The 15,883-nt window shown below is 71.6% G+C and carries 13 protein-coding genes; 8 read left to right on the top strand and 5 right to left on the bottom strand.

Annotated features, from left to right (window positions below; all coding sequences use genetic code 11):
- Window positions 1-6 precede the first annotated feature (6 nt).
- The gene (locus JIW86_RS09150) at window positions 7-2,073 is read right to left on the bottom strand and encodes a phosphocholine-specific phospholipase C (RefSeq protein WP_257553311.1); all 2,067 of its coding nucleotides are present in this window, start codon (window positions 2,071-2,073) and stop codon (window positions 7-9) included.
- Between the two features lie 261 nt (window positions 2,074-2,334).
- Here JIW86_RS09150 and JIW86_RS09145 point away from each other — a divergent pair, with 261 nt between their 5' ends.
- Window positions 2,335-3,666, top strand: coding sequence for a cytochrome P450 (locus tag JIW86_RS09145; RefSeq protein ID WP_257553310.1), 1,332 nt, complete (start codon window positions 2,335-2,337; stop codon window positions 3,664-3,666).
- Window positions 3,667-3,681: 15 nt separating this feature from the next.
- Here the strand turns inward: JIW86_RS09145 and JIW86_RS09140 are convergent, their stop codons facing one another.
- Both JIW86_RS09140 and JIW86_RS09135 read right to left on the bottom strand, forming a co-directional pair.
- Entirely contained in the window at window positions 3,682-4,725 is a 1,044-nt protein-coding gene (locus JIW86_RS09140) for an NUDIX domain-containing protein (protein WP_257553309.1), read from the bottom strand.
- 38 nt (window positions 4,726-4,763) lie between these two features.
- Window positions 4,764-5,387: a LysE/ArgO family amino acid transporter gene (locus JIW86_RS09135; RefSeq protein WP_215146955.1), complete on the bottom strand. Its 624-nt coding sequence runs from the start codon at window positions 5,385-5,387 to the stop codon at window positions 4,764-4,766.
- 69 nt (window positions 5,388-5,456) lie between these two features.
- Between JIW86_RS09135 and JIW86_RS09130 the strand changes: the two genes are divergently transcribed.
- The 7 genes from JIW86_RS09130 to JIW86_RS09100 all read left to right on the top strand — a co-directional run bounded on the left by JIW86_RS09130 (window position 5,457) and on the right by JIW86_RS09100 (window position 13,016).
- Window positions 5,457-6,401: a LysR family transcriptional regulator ArgP gene (locus tag JIW86_RS09130; protein WP_257559268.1), complete on the top strand. Its 945-nt coding sequence runs from the start codon at window positions 5,457-5,459 to the stop codon at window positions 6,399-6,401.
- 10 nt (window positions 6,402-6,411) lie between these two features.
- On the top strand, window positions 6,412-6,804 hold the full coding sequence (locus tag JIW86_RS09125; protein WP_257553308.1) for a TOBE domain-containing protein: 393 nt from the start codon (window positions 6,412-6,414) through the stop codon (window positions 6,802-6,804).
- Window positions 6,805-6,940: 136 nt separating this feature from the next.
- Window positions 6,941-8,023 (top strand): magnesium/cobalt transporter CorA, encoded by a 1,083-nt coding sequence (gene corA, locus JIW86_RS09120; RefSeq protein ID WP_257553307.1) that lies wholly within the window; start codon window positions 6,941-6,943, stop codon window positions 8,021-8,023.
- Between the two features lie 138 nt (window positions 8,024-8,161).
- Entirely contained in the window at window positions 8,162-9,004 is an 843-nt protein-coding gene (locus JIW86_RS09115) for a chitosanase (protein WP_257553306.1), read from the top strand.
- 285 nt (window positions 9,005-9,289) lie between these two features.
- Entirely contained in the window at window positions 9,290-9,643 is a 354-nt protein-coding gene (locus JIW86_RS09110) for a DUF805 domain-containing protein (protein WP_257553305.1), read from the top strand.
- A 203-nt stretch (window positions 9,644-9,846) separates the two neighbouring features.
- Window positions 9,847-12,066: an NADP-dependent isocitrate dehydrogenase gene (locus JIW86_RS09105; protein ID WP_257553304.1), complete on the top strand. Its 2,220-nt coding sequence runs from the start codon at window positions 9,847-9,849 to the stop codon at window positions 12,064-12,066.
- A 161-nt stretch (window positions 12,067-12,227) separates the two neighbouring features.
- The gene (locus tag JIW86_RS09100; protein ID WP_257553303.1) at window positions 12,228-13,016 is read left to right on the top strand and encodes a hypothetical protein; all 789 of its coding nucleotides are present in this window, start codon (window positions 12,228-12,230) and stop codon (window positions 13,014-13,016) included.
- Window positions 13,017-13,029: 13 nt separating this feature from the next.
- Here JIW86_RS09100 and JIW86_RS09095 read toward each other — a convergent pair whose 3' ends face one another.
- Both JIW86_RS09095 and JIW86_RS09090 read right to left on the bottom strand, forming a co-directional pair.
- Complete coding sequence (locus tag JIW86_RS09095; protein WP_215146961.1) at window positions 13,030-13,434, bottom strand: hypothetical protein; 405 nt, start codon at window positions 13,432-13,434, stop codon at window positions 13,030-13,032.
- Window positions 13,435-13,622: 188 nt separating this feature from the next.
- On the bottom strand, window positions 13,623-15,872 hold the full coding sequence (locus JIW86_RS09090; protein WP_257553302.1) for a terpene synthase family protein: 2,250 nt from the start codon (window positions 15,870-15,872) through the stop codon (window positions 13,623-13,625).
- Window positions 15,873-15,883: the final 11 nt, after the last annotated feature.

Here is a 15,883-nt window from a genome sequence, read left to right as displayed (position 1 = left end):
GCGGCGTCAGGAGGACTGCTCCGTCAGGATCGCCGGGTCCGACAGGCCGGCCGCGCCCGTCTCGACCTTGCCCGCGAAACGGCGCAGGAAGTCCGGGGCGCCGGATGCGGTGACCGTCACGTCGTACCAGCGCCGGGTGTTCTTCAGCGGCACGCTGTGGGTGACCGTGGCGCCCTTGGCGACGGTGAGGCGCTTCGGTCCGCCGCCGTAGGCGTTGGTGACGGTGAGCGTGGCGGTCGAAGCTCCGGCGTTGGTGAGGGTGAGGTCCAGGTTCCCGGTGGCGGAGTTCTGGCGGGCGGTGACCTCGGGGCCGGGGGTGGTGCCGGGGTTGCGGAAGCCGCGCAGGAAGCCGTTGGGGCCGTGCACGGTCAGGTCGGTGACCCCGGCCGAGTAGCGGGTGTTCCAGGCGTCCGCGATCGACTTGCCCGCCTCGGTGGTGTAAGTCCATGGGGCGTCGGTGCGGTTGCCGGAGGTGACGTAGAACTGCGCGCCCAGGTCCGGGCCGCCGCTGAAGGTCAGCCGGAACTTGCCCTCGTCGGTCAGCGCCGCGCCGTCCACGTACGGGGCGTACTTCAGCGGACGGGTGGGACGCAGGCCCTTCTCCTGACGCGGCATGGAGCCGACGGCCGGGGCAGGAGCCCTGAAATCGGGATGGCGCTCCCGGTCCTGCGGTTCCCAGGCGCCGGTGTCGGGCAGTTCCACCGCGCTGGTGTCCTTGCGGCCGAAGTCGAAGGCGGAGGTGAGGTCGCCGCAGACGGCGCGGCGCCAGGGCGAGATGTTGGGCTCGTGCACCCCGAACCGCTGCTCCATGAAGCGGATGACGGAGGTGTGGTCGAAGGTCTCGGAGCAGGAGTAGCCGCCCGTGCTCCACGGGGAGACCACGAGCATCGGCACGCGCGGGCCCAGGCCGTACGGTCCGGCGACGTAGCCCGCCTTGCCGGGGAAGACGTCCAGGGCGGTGGACGTGGTCGACAGGCCCTGCGCGGCGCTCGCGGGGGCGTACGGCGGGACGACGTGGTCGAAGAAGCCGTCGTTCTCGTCGTAGGTGATGAACAGCGCGGTACGCGCCCACACGTCCGGGTTGGAGGTGAGGGCGTCCAGCACCTGCGCGATGTACCAGGCGCCGTAGTTGGAGGGCCAGTTGGAGTGCTCGCTGAACGCCTCGGGGGCGGCGATCCAGGAGACCTGGGGCAGGGTGCCGGCGGCCACGTCGGCGCGCAGCTTGTCGAAGTAGCCCTCGCCGGCCTTGGCGTTCGTGCCGGTGCGGGCCTTGTCGAAGAGCGGGTTGCCGGGCTGGGCGTTGCGGTAGTTGTTGAAGTAGAGGAGGGAGTTGTCGCCGTAGTTGCCGCGGTAGGCGTCGTTGATCCAGCCCCAGGAGCCGGCGGCGTCGAGGCCGTCACCGATGTCCTGGTAGACCTTCCAGGAAACCCCGGCCGTCTCGAGCCGCTCGGGGTAGGTGGTCCAGTCGTAGCCGGCCTCGGCGTTGTTGAGGACCGGGCCGCCGCCCTTGCCGTCGTTGCCGGTGTGGCCCGACCACAGGTAGTAGCGGTTGGGGTCGGTGGAGCCGATGAACGAGCAGTGGTACGCGTCGCAGATGGTGAACGCGTCGGCGAGGGCGTAGTGGAACGGGATGTCGTCCCGCGTCAGGTAGGCCATGGTGGTGGCCGTCTTGGCGGGCACCCAATTGTCGTACTTGCCCTTGTTGAAGGCGCTCTGGCCGCCCGCCCAGTCGTGGTTGAGGCCCTGGAGGAACTCCATGCCGAGGTCCTCGGACGGCGGCCGGAAGGGCAGCGTCTCCTTCGTGCCGTCGGACTGGTGCCAGACGGACTTGCCGCTGGGCAGGGTCACCGGGCGCGGGTCGCCGAACCCGCGGACACCGCGCAGCGCGCCGTAGTAGTGGTCGAAGGACCGGTTCTCCTGCATGAGCACGACGACGTGCTCGACGTCGGCGATGGTGCCGGTGGTCCCCTGCGCGGGGATGGCGGCGGCGCGCGCGATGCTGTCGTTGAGCATCGTCAGGGCGGTGGCGCCACCGGCGAGCTGCAGGAAGCGGCGGCGGTTGAGTTCTGCCATGGCGGGATCGACCTCTGAGGGTTGAGGGGCGGTTGAGCGCCCCCAGGACAACGCGTCCGGGGGGCCGAAGAGGGAGCCTGACGTGACGGTTCCGGGTACACCAGCCGAACGGCAGTCGGATTTTGCAGGAGTTCGGCCAAAGACGGGCCATGGTGCCGTGAGGGTGAGGCGGGCTGTCGCCGACCGCGCGCGCTCCCCTACAGTGCGTGATGCCCGCACCCGGTCCGTGCCGGTGTACAGCCGCCGAACAGGAGCAGACCCGTGGCCACCCATGCCCGTCCCGGTTCCCTCCCGAGCCAGTCCCCGGCAGGCCGCCGGGTCCCCGAGCTGGATCCCGCCCTCGTCGCGCAGTGGCGGACCGGGGGAGGGGAACTCATCGACCTCTTCGCCCAGGCACGCGAACGGCTCGGCGGCGTGGCCGCGTTCCGGCTCGGTCCGAGCCCGGCCGTCCCGACGGTCCTGGTCACCGATCCCCAGGCCGTGCAGCACGTGCTCGCGCTCCATCCCGGCCGGTACGTGAAGCGGTCGCACCGTGCCCGAGTGCTGATCGGCGACGGGGTCCTGGCGGCGACGGGCGAGGCCTGGCAGCGGCAACGGCGGCTGCTGCAGTCGCAGTTCACCGGCCGGGGAATGCGCCGCTACGAGCAGCGGATCACCGAGGGCGCCCGGACCACCGCGGCGCGCTGGGCCGGGTACGCCCGCACCGGGGAGGTCTTCGATGTCGGTGACGAGATGCGCCGCTTCGCCCTGGACACCATCTGGCGGTCCCTGACCGGACATCGCCTCGACCCCGGTACGGAGCGTGAACTGGCCTCCGTACAGGCCGTGGTGGCCGCGCTGCCCAGCCTGCCTGCCGACGGCGTCGCCGCCCAAGGGGCCGTTGCCGCCGAGCTGGCCAGGATCGACGCCGTGGCGAGCCACGCCATCGCCGCCGCCCGCGACGGCGAGGCCGGACCCGACGGACCGGGCCTGCTGCACGTCCTGCTCGAGGCGGCCGGAACGCGCCCCGAGTACACCGACCGGCTGATCCGCGACGAGCTGGTCACGCTGCTGGTCGCCGGTCACGAGACCACCGCCACCACCCTGACCTGGCTCTACCTCCTGCTGGACCGGAACCCGCAGGCAAGGGAGCAGGCCCTGGCCGCGGGCGCCGAGGGCTCAGCCCAGCGGCGGCAGGCCGTCCAGGCGCTCGTCCACGAAACGCTGCGCTTCTACCCGTCCGCCTGGATACTGCCGCGCTGCGCGACGGAGGACGACATCCTCGCCGGATACGAGGTGGAAGCCGGCACCGACGTGCTGGTCTGCCCCTACCTCACGCACCGGGACCCCGGACTCTGGGAAGACCCCGGGCGGTTCGATCCGGGACGCTTCACCACCCCCGGACGACGCCCCGCCCACCCGGGGAGCTACCTCCCGTTCGGCATCGGCCCCCGGGCCTGCCTGGGCCTGCAGTTCGCCCTCCGGGAGTCGACCGTCCTCCTCGAGCACCTGCTGCCCGCCCATACCCCGCGGTTCCGGTCCACCCCGGCCAAGGCCGCCTACAGCATCACCGTCCGCCCCGACGGCCCCACACCCGCAACGCTGGGGCCCTGACCCGGCGCACCGCGCTCACCCGTCGGCGGGGCGGCCCGCGTGGAGTTCCAGGGGGCCCGTGTGCGTGGTGCGGGCGGTGAGGGCGGCCTTGATGCGGCGGCGGAGGGAGGGTTTGACCAGGTCGCGGAGTTCCGCGCGGGTGGCCGTGCGCCAGGCGAGGAGTTCGGTGGGGTCCAGGCGGATGCGGGCCAGGGCGGGTGCGTCGAGGACGCCGCCGTCGTAGAGGAAGCGGACGCGGGCCAGGCGGCCCGGTTTGTGGGACCAGTCGACGGCCAGGAGGCGTCCGGGGGCGAGGTCGAGGCCGATCTCCTCGCGGACCTCCCGCCGGGCGGCGGCGCGCGGGGTCTCGCCGAGGTCGCTGTCGATGCCGCCGCCGGGCAGCTGCCAGCGGTGGGTGTTTCCGTACGCGGGGCGCACCAGCAGGATCCGGCCGCCGGAGTCGGTGAACAGCACGCCCGCCGCGGTCGTGGCCTTGGGACGGCTGGCGCGGTGACCGGCGGCGTCGAGGGCGCCCGCGTGTTCCAGGGCGTTGCGGTCGGCCGGGTCCAGGCCCGCGGGAGAGCCGGGCTGGGGCACGCCGTCGGCCAGGTGGGCCAGGGAGCCGGTGTGCAGGGCGGCCAGGGCGGCGCGCAGCCGGGGTGCGATCCGGGCGGGCAGGGCCGCGCAGGCCTCCTCCGGAGGGAGCCAGCGCGCCTCGCTGATCTCGCCGTCCGGGAAGGAGATCGCGGCGGCCTCCTCCGGCCGCAGCGGGCCGACGAGGTGGACGTGCACGACCAGGGAGCGGCCGAGCTCGCCGGGCGGCCGGGAGTCCACAGCGAGCAGCCGGCCGACCGGCAGGCTGAGGTCCAGCTCCTCCTTCAGCTCGCGCGCCAGGCCTTCCTCCGGGGTCTCGGTGCCCTCGACGGTGCCGCCCGGGAGCTCCAGATCCGCCTTGTACGAGGTGGTCAGTACGAGGACCCGCCCGTGCGTGTCCATGACGATCCCGGTGGCGGCCACGAGCGGGGAGGGCTGGGCGGCGTAGTACGCCCGCACCGCGTCGGGGGAGGGGCGGTCGGGCACGGCGGGCTCCAGTGGTCGGTCGGCGGGCACGGCGGAGGTCAGGCGCGGGCCAGCAGCAGTCCGCCCATCGTCACCATGGTCGCCGCGACCAGGCCGTCCAGCACCCGCCACGCGGCGGGGCGGGCCAGCAGTCCGCTCAGCAGTCGGGCGCCGTAGCCCAGGGTCCCGAACCAGGTCAGGCTGGCCAGAACGGCTCCGATGCCGAAGGCCCAGCGCAGGTCGCCCCGGTCGGCGGCGAGGGAGCCGAGGAGCAGGACGGTGTCCAGGTAGACGTGCGGGTTGAGCCAGGTCATGGCCAGGCAGGTCAGTACGGCCCGGCGGCCGGACCCGGTGGCGGCCCCCTCCGCGCTGAGGGCGGCGCCCGGTACGGGGCGCAGCACCCGGCGGGCGGCGAGGACCCCGTAGCAGATCAGGAACCCGCCCCCGGCCAGCCCGACCACCGTCAGGGCGGCGGGCCAGGCGGTGACGAAGGCACCGACTCCGGCGACGCCGAGGGCGATCAGGAGCGCGTCGGACACGGCACAGATGGCGACCACGGCGAGGACCGCGTGGCGGCGCGCGCCCTGGCGCAGGACGAAGGCGTTCTGGGCGCCGATGGCGACGATGAGGGAGAGTCCGGTGCCGAAACCTGCGAGGGCCGCCGTGATGATGCCGTGTGTCATGTCTTCGACCGTAGGCAGCGGCGATGGTTCAGTACAGCTAAAGATTTTTACGTAGCATTAGCGCTCGTGATGGACGAACTTCCCCTTGACCAGGTACGGACCCTGCTGGCCGTGGTGGACGAGGGCACCTTCGACGCGGCGGCGGCCGCCCTGCACGTGACGCCGTCCGCGGTCAGCCAGCGGGTCAAGGCCCTGGAACAGCGGACCGGGCGGGTACTGCTGATGCGGACGAAGCCGGTGCGGGCGACGGACTCCGGGGAGGTGGTGATCCGCTTCGCCCGGCAGCTGGCCCGGCTGGAGCGGGACGCGCGGGCCGAGCTGGGGATGGCCGAGGGGATGGGCCCGGTGCGGCTGCCGATCGCGGTGAACGCCGACTCGCTCGCGACCTGGTTCCTGCCGGTGCTGAGCCGGGTGCCGCAGGACCCGCCGGTCTGTGTCGAGTTGCACCGCGAGGACGAGTCGCACACGACCGCGCTGCTGCGGGAGGGCCAGGTGATGGCGGCGGTGACCTCCTCGCCGGACCCGGTGGCCGGGTGCAGCGTACGGATGCTGGGGCTGGCGCGGTACCTGCCGGTGGCGAGCCCGGACTTCGTGGCCCGGCATCTCACGGGGGCGCTGGAGCGGGATCTGCGGCGGGCGCCGACGATCGTCTTCGACCGCAAGGACGAACTCCAGGACGTCTTCGTACGGTCGCTGACGGGGGCGCGGGGCGGGTCACGGGCGGGTTCCCAGGCAGGGTCCGGGGCGGGGCCGGTGCGGCACCTCGTACCGACATCGGAGGGCTTCCGCGACGCGGTGGTCGCGGGGCTGGGGTGGGGGCTGGTGCCGGAGCAGCAGGCCAGGCCCCTGGTGCGCACGGGCCGGCTGGTGCTGCTCGCGCCGCGCCGGCCCATGGACGTGCCCCTGTACTGGCAGCAGTGGAAGCTGGACTCGCCGGCGCTCTCGCTGGTGGCGCGGCTGGTCGCGGATGCGGCCGGGGAGGCGCTCCGCAAGCCTCCGGCGGGCACGCCATAAGCTGCGGACCATGGAGTCCTACACGATCGGCCAGGCGGCGCGGCTGCTCGGCGTGAGCGTCGACACGGCGCGGCGCTGGGCGGACGCCGAGCGGTTCCCCACGCGCCGGGACGGCACGCGGCGCATGGTCGACGGGCCGGACCTGGCCGCGTTCTGCGTGGCGGTCGCGCAGGAGAGCGGCGACGGCGAGGAGGCCCCGTACACCTCGGCGCGCAACGCCTTCCCGGGGATCGTCACCGGGGTGCGGCTGGGCACGGTCGACGCGCAGGTGGAGATCCAGGCCGGGCCGCACCGCATCGTGTCGCTGCTCACGCGGGAGGCGGTGGAGGAGCTCGGACTGGAGGTGGGTGCGCGGGCCACGGCGCGGGTGAAGTCGACCAGCGTGTTCATCGACCGGACCTGAGGCCGGTCCCGTCCCGTCCCATGGCATCCCGTACCGCACCTGTCCCGGCCCCGTCCCGCCCCCGGGGCGCCGGCGGCCGCGCGGTGCGATGGCAGACTGGCCGGTGATCAGCCGAAAGAGGAGCACGTCGTTGTCCATGTTCAGCAACCTCCGCCGGGTCGTGCGCCGCAGCTACCGGCGGGCCGTCGACCTCAGTCACCCGGCCCGTTCCCCGCTCGGCAGCGCCGTGGTCAACTGCGTGGTCTACCAGGACGGCGTGCGCCAGGACGGCTGCGCGGAGGTGGAGGAGGCGCTGCGCCGGGTCCGCAAGGCGGGCTGCGGCTTCGTCTGGATCGGCCTGCACGAACCGTCGGAGTCGGAGCTCGCCGGGCTCGCCGAGCTGTTCGGCCTGCACCCGCTCGCCGTCGAGGACGCGGTGAACGCGCACCAGCGCCCCAAGGTGGAGCGGTACGACAGCACGCTGTTCTCCGTCTTCAAGACCGTGCGCTACGTCGAGCACGAGGAACTGACCTCGACGAGTGAGGTGGTGGAGACGGGTGAGCTGATGGCCTTCACCGGCGAGGACTTCGTCATCACCATCCGGCACGGCGGCCGCGGCACGCTCGGCCCGGTCCGCGAGGAGCTGGAGGCGTCCCCGGAGCAGCTGGCCAAGGGCCCGGCGGCCGTTCTGCACGCCATGGCCGACCACGTGGTCGACGACTACGTGGCCGTCACGGACGCGGTGCAGAACGACATAGACGCCGTCGAGACCGCGGTGTTCAGCGAGGCGGGCGGGCGCGGCGACGCCGGCCGGATCTACCAGCTCAAGCGCGAACTCCTCGAGCTCCGGCGGGCGGTGGCGCCGCTGAGCCGTCCGCTCGAGCAGCTGGCGACCCAGCCGATACCGGTGATCCCGCCGGAGATCCGCGCGTACTTCCGGGACGTGGCCGACCACCTGACCCGGGCCACCGAGCAGATCGGCGCCTACGACAACCTGCTCGACTCGATCCTCCAGGCGCACCTGGCGCAGGTGACCGTCGCGCAGAACGAGGACATGCGCAAGATCACGGCGTGGGCGGCGATCGTCGCCGTGCCGACCATGGTCTGCGGGGTCTACGGCATGAACTTCGACCACATGCCCGAGCTGCGCTGGACGTACGGGTACCCGCTCGTGCTCGGTGTCATGGCGGTCGCCTGCTTCGTCATCCACCGGGGCTTCCGGCGCAACGGCTGGCTCTGAGCCGGCGCGAATGGCCTGACGCGAAACGGGAGTTGACGGCCCGAGTGGGGGAGCTCTCGGGTCTTGAGATGCCGTCATGTCTGGTAGTAAAGTTTCTTAACGAAACTGGGAATGCCTCAACTCCCCCATGGAGGCCTTGTGTTCACCCCCCATCGCAAGACACTGGTGATCGGCGCCCTGCTCGGCAGCGCGCTCCTCGCCGTTCCGGTAGCGGCTCAGGCCACCGCCGTCGACACCGGCGCCACCTCCGCGAAGGTGCAGGCGGCGGCCGCCGTCGGGCTCGACGATCCGGCGAAGAAGGAAATCGCCATGAAGATCGTCTCCAGCGCGGAGAACTCCTCGCTGGACTGGAAGGCGCAGTACAAGTACATCGAGGACATAGGTGACGAGCGCGGCTACACGGCCGGCATCATCGGCTTCTGTTCCGGTACCGGCGACATGCTCGACCTCGTCGAGTACTACACCCAGGTCAAGCCGGGCAACGTCCTCGCGAAGTACCTCCCCGCCCTGCGCGAGGTCGACGGCACCGACTCGCACGCCGGCCTCGACCCCAACTTCACCAGGGACTGGGCGAAGGCGGCCCAGGACGCCGAGTTCAGGAAGGCCCAGGACCACGAGCGCGACCGGGTCTACTTCAACCCGGCGGTCAAGCAGGGCAAGTCCGACGGGGTCGGCACCCTCGGCCAGTTCATGTACTACGACGCCATCGTCATGCACGGCGACGGAGGCGACTCCACCAGCTTCCGCAACATCCGCAAGCGCGCCCTGTCCAAGGCCAAGCCCCCGGCCCAGGGCGGCAGCGAGACCGCGTGGCTCAATGCCTTCCTCGACGCCCGGGTCTGGGCGATGAAGCAGGAGGAGGCGCACAGCGACACCAGCCGCGTCGACACCGCGCAGAGGGTCTTCCTGAAGAAGGGCAACCTGAACCTCAACACCCCCCTGGACTGGAAGGTGTACGGGGACTCCTTCCACATCGGCTGACGCGAGCGCGGCCGGGCCGCGGCGTCGCCGTGCGGTAACGATGTGGACACCGATCAACGCGGGTTCCGTGGTGCGAAGCAGGCGTGTGATGGGGACGTTCCGGACTTCCCCGGACACGGCGCCGCTCCGCACCACGGTCACCGGTCATCCGGTGCCGGATATCGTGCCGTGTGGCCGAATTTGGGCCCCAGGGAAGTGGCTTGACCCCGGTGTAAGGGGGGCATAAGTTCTGCCCCGGCTTGCTCCAGCAGGACGGGCCGCACTTCCGTCCTCTGGGGGGACCCCGTGAACCACTACACCGACGTTCTGAAGAAGTACGCAGACTTCTCCGGCCGCGCCCGCCGCCAGGAGTACTGGATGTTCTCCCTCATCCAGTCGGCCATCATCATCGCCCTGGTGATCCTCGACTTCGTGCTGGGCACGCTGCCGCTGCTCACCGTCATCTACACGCTCGGCACCTTCCTGCCGAGCCTGGCGGTCCTCGTCCGCCGCCTGCACGACCTCGGCAAGTCCGGCTGGTGGTACTTCATCACCTTCGTCCCGGTCATCGGCGGCATCTGGCTGCTCGTCCTGACGGCCACCGCGGGTCAGCCGCAGCCGAACGAGTACGGCGCGGACCCGAAGGCCTACGCCGCCTGACCAGGCCCGTAGCCCGTAGTGCCTGAGCGCCGCCGCGGCTGGAAACAGCTGCGGGCGGCGCTTTCGCCGTCCCCGGGGGCCCACGTGACTCGCGTCTCCCTCGGCTCGTGGCAGGGGGCTGTCCAGACCGGGCCGATCACGAGATATCTTGATGTCGAGCAATGTTGCAGACGAGAGACGCAGACTGTGGAGCGGAGCATCCGGTGACTGACTCGACCATCATCTACACGCACACTGACGAGGCCCCGGCCCTCGCGACGTATTCGTTCCTGCCTGTGATCCAGGCATACGCGTCGACGGCCGGTGTGAATGTCGAGACCCGTGACATCTCCCTGGCCGGTCGGATCATCGCCAGCTTCCCCGAGCACCTCGAGGAGAGCCAGCGGATCGCCGACGCCCTCGCCGAGCTGGGCGAGCTGGCGAAGACCCCCGAAGCGAACATCATCAAGCTGCCCAACGTCTCGGCCTCGATCCCGCAGCTCAAGGCCGCGGTCGCCGAGCTCCAGGGCCAGGGCTACGCCCTCCCGGACTACCCGGACGACCCGAAGTCCGACGAGGAGCGCGAAATCCGCGCCCGCTACGACAAGATCAAGGGCAGCGCCGTCAACCCGGTCCTGCGCGAGGGCAACTCCGACCGCCGCGCCCCCGCCTCGGTCAAGAACTACGCCAAGGCCCACCCGCACCGCATGGGCGCCTGGTCCTCCGAGTCGAAGACGAACGTCGCCACCATGGGCGAGAACGACTTCCGCTCCACCGAGAAGTCGGCCGTCATGGCCGAGGCCGGCACGCTCCGCATCGAGCACGTCGCGGCCGACGGCGCCACCACCGTCCTGCGTGAGTCCGTACCCGTCCTCGCGGGCGAGGTCGTGGACGCGTCCGTCCTGCACGTCGACGCGCTGCGCACCTTCCTGAACGACCAGATCGAGCGCGCCAAGGCCGAGGACGTCCTGTTCTCCGTGCACCTCAAGGCCACGATGATGAAGGTCTCCGACCCGATCATCTTCGGCCACGTGGTCCGCGCCTTCTTCCCGAAGACCTTCGCCCGCTACGGCGAGACCCTGGCCGCCGCCGGCCTGTCCCCGAACGACGGCCTCGGCACCATCCTGAACGGCCTGGGCGCCCTGCCCGACGGCGACGCGATCAAGGCCTCCTTCGACGCCGAGATCGCCGAGGGCCCGGCCCTCGCGATGGTCGACTCGGACAAGGGCATCACCAACCTGCACGTGCCGTCCGACGTCATCGTCGACGCCTCGATGCCGGCCATGATCCGCACCTCCGGTCACATGTGGGGCCCGGACGGCGCCGAGGCCGACACCCTCGCCGTCCTCCCGGACAGCAGCTACGCCGGCGTCTACCAGGTCGTCGTCGACGACTGCCGCGCGCACGGCGCGTACGACCCGTCCACGATGGGCTCGGTGCCGAACGTCGGCCTCATGGCCCAGAAGGCCGAGGAGTACGGCAGCCACGACAAGACCTTCGAGATCGCGACCGCGGGCACCGTCCGCGTCGTCGACGCCGCGGGTGCCACGGTCCTGGAGCAGGAGGTCGCCGCCGGTGACATCTTCCGCGCCTGCCAGACCAAGGACGCCCCGATCCAGGACTGGGTCAAGCTCGCCGTCACCCGCGCCCGCGCCACCGGCGTCCCGGCCGTCTTCTGGCTGGACGAGGGCCGCGCGCACGACGCGCAGCTGATCGCCAAGGTGAAGACGTACCTGGCCGACCACGACACCGAGGGTCTGACCATCAAGATCCTCTCCCCGGTCGAGGCCACCGCCTTCTCCCTGGAGCGCATCCGCCGCGGCGAGGACACCATCTCGGTGACCGGCAACGTGCTGCGCGACTACCTGACCGACCTCTTCCCGATCCTGGAGCTGGGCACCAGCGCCAAGATGCTGTCGGTGGTCCCGCTGATGAACGGCGGCGGCCTCTTCGAGACGGGCGCCGGCGGCTCCGCCCCGAAGCACGTCCAGCAGCTGGTCAAGGAGAACTACCTGCGCTGGGACTCGCTCGGCGAGTTCCTCGCGCTGGCCGTCTCCTTCGAGCACCTCGCCACCACCACCGGCAACGCCCGCGCCCAGGTGCTGGCCGACACCCTGGACCGCGCGACCGGCAGCTTCCTCAACGAGGACAAGTCGCCGAGCCGCAAGCTGGGCGGCATCGACAACCGCGGCAGCCACTTCTACCTCGCCCTGTACTGGGCGCAGGAGCTGGCCAGGCAGACCGACGACGCCGAGCTCGCCGCCTCCTTCGAGGCGCTCGCCAAGACGCTGGGCGAGCAGGAGCAGACCATCGTCGGCGAGCTCATCGCGGTGCAGGGCTCCCCGGCCGACATCGGCGGGTACTACCAGCCCGACGCCACCATGGCCGCGGCGATCATGCGCCCGTCCGCGACCTTCAACCAGGCGCTGGCCATCCTCGGCTGACACCTGTGATCCACGCGTGACGTGCTCCGCCCCGGCCGGCCCCGTGCCCGGCCGGGGCGGACCCGTATCCGCGGTCGCCCGTGCCCGGAATCTCCTGGAACCGCTGCCCGAGGAGTGGGCCCTGCGCTAGCGTTCAGCGCCGGTTGTCTTTGGGGGGTTCTGTGGCACGTCGTTCCGACACGTCCTGCGGCGGCATCGGCTGCGCCGCGCTGCTTCTCTTCCTGTTCGTCCTGCCCACCGTGGGGTACCTGCTGGCGGTGCCGCTGGCGCTGCCCGACCTGATGGCGGAGCAGACGCCGCCGCAGGAGCTGCGGGGGGCCGGGCAGTACCTGATCGTCTATGCCATTCCGGTCGTGGTGGCCCTGGTCCTGGCGCTGTTCGCCGGCCGGCGCCGGCCGTTCGTGTGGTGGCTGGTCCCGGCCAGGGCTGCGGCCCTGCTGGCGCTGGTCGCCGCTGCGCTGTGGTGGACGGAGGGCCAGGTCGGGGACCAGCCCCTGTGGAACGTGCGGGCGACGGCCGAGAGCATGGCCGCCGGGCTGGTGGCGCTCGGCTTCGTCGCAGCCGTCCGCTGGTGGGACAACTCCCGCGGCGGCGGCGGCCCGAGCACGGTCGCCACCGTGCGCGTCCACCGGCCGGCCCCGGGGGAGATCTGGCTGGCGATGGTGCCGCTGCGGGAGGATCCCGCGCGGCAGCTGCGCCACTACTGCGTGGTGCTGGCCGCCCACGCGGACCATGCGGAGGTCGCCCAGATCACCAGCAAGGACAAGGACGGGCGCTCCGATTACGTCCGGATGCCGAACGACGGCTGGGACAAGGTCTCCGGCCGCCCCCACTGGGTGGAGGCCGGGCTCCCGCCGCGCCGGGTCGACTACCGGATGTTCCTCAAGTCCCGGCCCCAGGGACGCTGTCCGGCACCGGTGTGGCGCGAGCTCAGCCGGCAGCCGGACTGACGTCCGCACGGAGTCAGAGCCGGTGGACCCGCTCCTCCTCGAAGGCCAGCGGATGGCGGCCGGCGGCCAGGAGACGCAGGCCCGGCGCGCGGCGGAGTAAGTCCCGCAGCCAGTCCAGAGCCGCCGGGGTGAGCCGGTCGCTGCCGTCGAGGACGAGCAGCATGTCGCGCTCGGCGAGCCAGGAGGCCGCATTGGCCGTACCGCACGGCAGGAAGGGCATGCCCGGTACGCAGCCCAGGGCAGCCGTCAGATCCCGCACGCCGAAGGCGTGGTCCAGGTCGACGACGGCCACCCCGTCGTAGAAGTTGGACGCGAGCCGCCGTGCGATCTCCCGCACCAGCAGGCTCCGCGGCTCGCGGAACGGCCCCGTCACGGTCAGGACGCGCCCCCGCCGGACGGCGGTCAGCAGCCGCGACATCTCTGCGGATGTCGCGGGCAGTGTCTTGGACGCCCCGGATTCCCTCATCGGCACGATGCCCCCCAGTGCATGCGTGACCAAGCGCGGCAAGAGGGTTTTTCCAGCCGCATGACGACGATTATGCGCCGCCTGCGTCACAAGACCAGGGGAATGTCGTATTCCTGCGGACGGGCCGGCCGCCCCGCAGGTCAGGCCCACGCCGCGCGGTGCGGAGCCGGCGGCAACCGACGGCCATCGCCCGGCGGGTCCGGGACGACCGCTCCCGAGGCCGCGGCCGGGCGGTGCGCGTGATGGCGCTCGAGATCCTCCTCCCGGTAGCGCCGTGTCCCGAGGTGCCAGACATGGATGGCGGCCATCCACCGCTTCAGCTCCTCGGCGTTGCGGTCCAGGGCCGCGCGGGCCGCCGCGTCCAGCCCGAAGTCCTCGTACATGACGGGCAGTTCGTTCTGCACCACGTGCTCGAACTGCTTCATCCGCGCGGTCATCAGATCGTTCACGATCCGCAGCGCGGCCGGATAGTCGCAGTCGAAGAAGTTCTCCACGACGATCAGGCAGTTGTGCAGCTCACCCTCGTACTCGGCCTCCTTCTGGTACGAGAACACGTCGTTCTCCAGGGCCGAGTAGTCGAAGGCCGAGGCCTCCAGCGACTGCATGGCCGAGCTCGCGTAGACCTCCTGCGGGACGACGTCCATGTGCGCCATCCGCGCGAGCGCGATCGTCATCGGCGACCCGAAAGTCACCCGGCGCATCTCCAGGTAGTCGACGGGGTCCGGCACCCGGTTGGCCGCCTGGTTCTCCAGCTCCCAGTGCCAGCTGTCCAGCACCCGGTCCATCGCCTCCCGGAACAGCTCCCGGCCGCGCGGTCCCATCGGCGCGGCCGTGCGCCGCCACAGGTCGGCCAGCCCCCGCTCCATGGCATTGGCCGGGGGCGGCGGCGCGGACAGGTCCAGCGGCATGCAGGCGCGCAGCCGGGCCGTCTGGACCTTGGCGGCGGCCAGGTTCCGGCCGGTTCCGAAAACCAGGGGATAGACGTCGTCGGCGTACGTGCCCCAGCTCAGCCAGCCCGCGCTGATGTCCAGCGCCTCAGGGGTGCAGCCCGGGTCGATGCCCGCCGAGCACAGCGCGAAGTCGTAGCCCCGCGCCTTCTCCTCCCACCAGACTCCCTCGTCGAGGATGCCCATTTCGCGGTTCCACTCGATGAGCCGCTCCCGGGCGCCTTCCAGGTGCGGACTGAGCTCGTTCCGCAGCGGCATGTAGAACTGGGGGATCACCGAAGGGCCCACCGGATGCGGGGTGTTGGTGTGCTGGCGGACCCGCCGCGCGCCGCCGGTCAGGCCCAGCAGCGCCCTGATGTTGGCACCGGTGGTCCCCAGCCCTGTTGGGCCGCGCAGCCACCCGGGGAGGTCCGTGCCGGTCCGGCCGGGGCGGGTGTTCATGTACCGGCTGGAGCGCATGTGCCACTCGTGGCCGCCGGACTGCCAGTCCTGGAGCCCGCGGGCGTAGGTGAGGACGGCGAGGATCCCGGCCGGGTCCAGGCCCTTCTCCGCGAACAGCACGGGCAGTTCGGTGAAGAAGGTGCTCTCGAACTGCTGGAGCCGCGAGGTGATCATGTTGTTCAGCTGGTCGGCGGCCTCCTGGGTGGTGCAGCCGAAGAACCGCTCCAGGACCAGCACCCCGTTGCTGAGCTCGCCCTCCTTCCCGATCTCCCGCTCGTAGGAGAACAGGTCGTTCCTGAAGTGCACCGAGTCGGCGAAACAGTCGCGCAGGACGCGCAGCGCCCGCTCCTCCGAGACGGAAGGGGGCACCTCCACGCCCACCGCGTGCTCGACGATCCCCGCCGACCAGGGCGCGCCGCCCACCTTGCGGCGCTGTTCGACGTACTCCACCGGGTTCGAGACCCGGCCGATGCTGATGTTGTCGAGCTCCCACAGCGACTCGTGGAGCAGGTTGCGGGTGCTGACGGTGAAGCGTCCGATCCAGTCCGCCGAGTGGCCGGGCACCGTACGGCGCCACAGGTCGGCGAGGCCCGCCTCCACCGGGTTGGCCGGCTCGGGCACCGGCGCGTGCGGGTCGGCCGGCATGAACGGCGCCAGCCGCTCCAGGGCGTCCCGCCCGCCCGCCCGGTCGCCGGAGCGCTTGAAGCGTTCCAGGAACCAGTCGTCGAAGAAGAACACCCACACGTACCAGTCGGTGACCAGCGAGAGCATCGGGCCGTCGCACTCGGGGTGGGTGTAGGCGCACAACAGCGCGTAGTCGTGCGCCTCGAGGTCGGCCGGGCCCCACACGCCCGAGCCTTCCAGCATCCCCAGCTCCGCGGCCCACGCGCGGGTGTGGGCCCGGGCCTCCTCCAGGTGGGGGTTGAGCCGGGCGGGATGCGGGAGGTAGAACTCGGGCAGCTCGAAGGGCTGCCGGGAGATGTTCTCCTGCGGAACGGTCATGTCCTGGCCCC

Source organism: Streptomyces sp. NBC_00162 (assembly GCF_024611995.1).
Classification (GTDB): domain Bacteria; phylum Actinomycetota; class Actinomycetes; order Streptomycetales; family Streptomycetaceae; genus Streptomyces.
This window is presented reverse-complemented; position numbering and strand designations above follow the sequence as displayed.

Excerpts from the sequence above, each read along its gene's own strand:
- JIW86_RS09150 (WP_257553311.1), bottom strand. The coding sequence starts at position 2,073 with ATGGCAGAACTCAACCGCCGCCGCTTCCTGCAGCTCGCCGGTGGCGCC.
- JIW86_RS09135 (WP_215146955.1), bottom strand. The coding sequence starts at position 5,387 with ATGACACACGGCATCATCACGGCGGCCCTCGCAGGTTTCGGCACCGGA.
- JIW86_RS09130 (WP_257559268.1), top strand. The coding sequence starts at position 5,457 with ATGGACGAACTTCCCCTTGACCAGGTACGGACCCTGCTGGCCGTGGTG.
- JIW86_RS09125 (WP_257553308.1), top strand. The coding sequence starts at position 6,412 with ATGGAGTCCTACACGATCGGCCAGGCGGCGCGGCTGCTCGGCGTGAGC.
- corA (WP_257553307.1), top strand. The coding sequence starts at position 6,941 with ATGTTCAGCAACCTCCGCCGGGTCGTGCGCCGCAGCTACCGGCGGGCC.
- JIW86_RS09095 (WP_215146961.1), bottom strand. The coding sequence starts at position 13,434 with ATGTCGCGGCTGCTGACCGCCGTCCGGCGGGGGCGCGTCCTGACCGTG.
- JIW86_RS09090 (WP_257553302.1), bottom strand. The coding sequence starts at position 15,872 with ATGACCGTTCCGCAGGAGAACATCTCCCGGCAGCCCTTCGAGCTGCCC.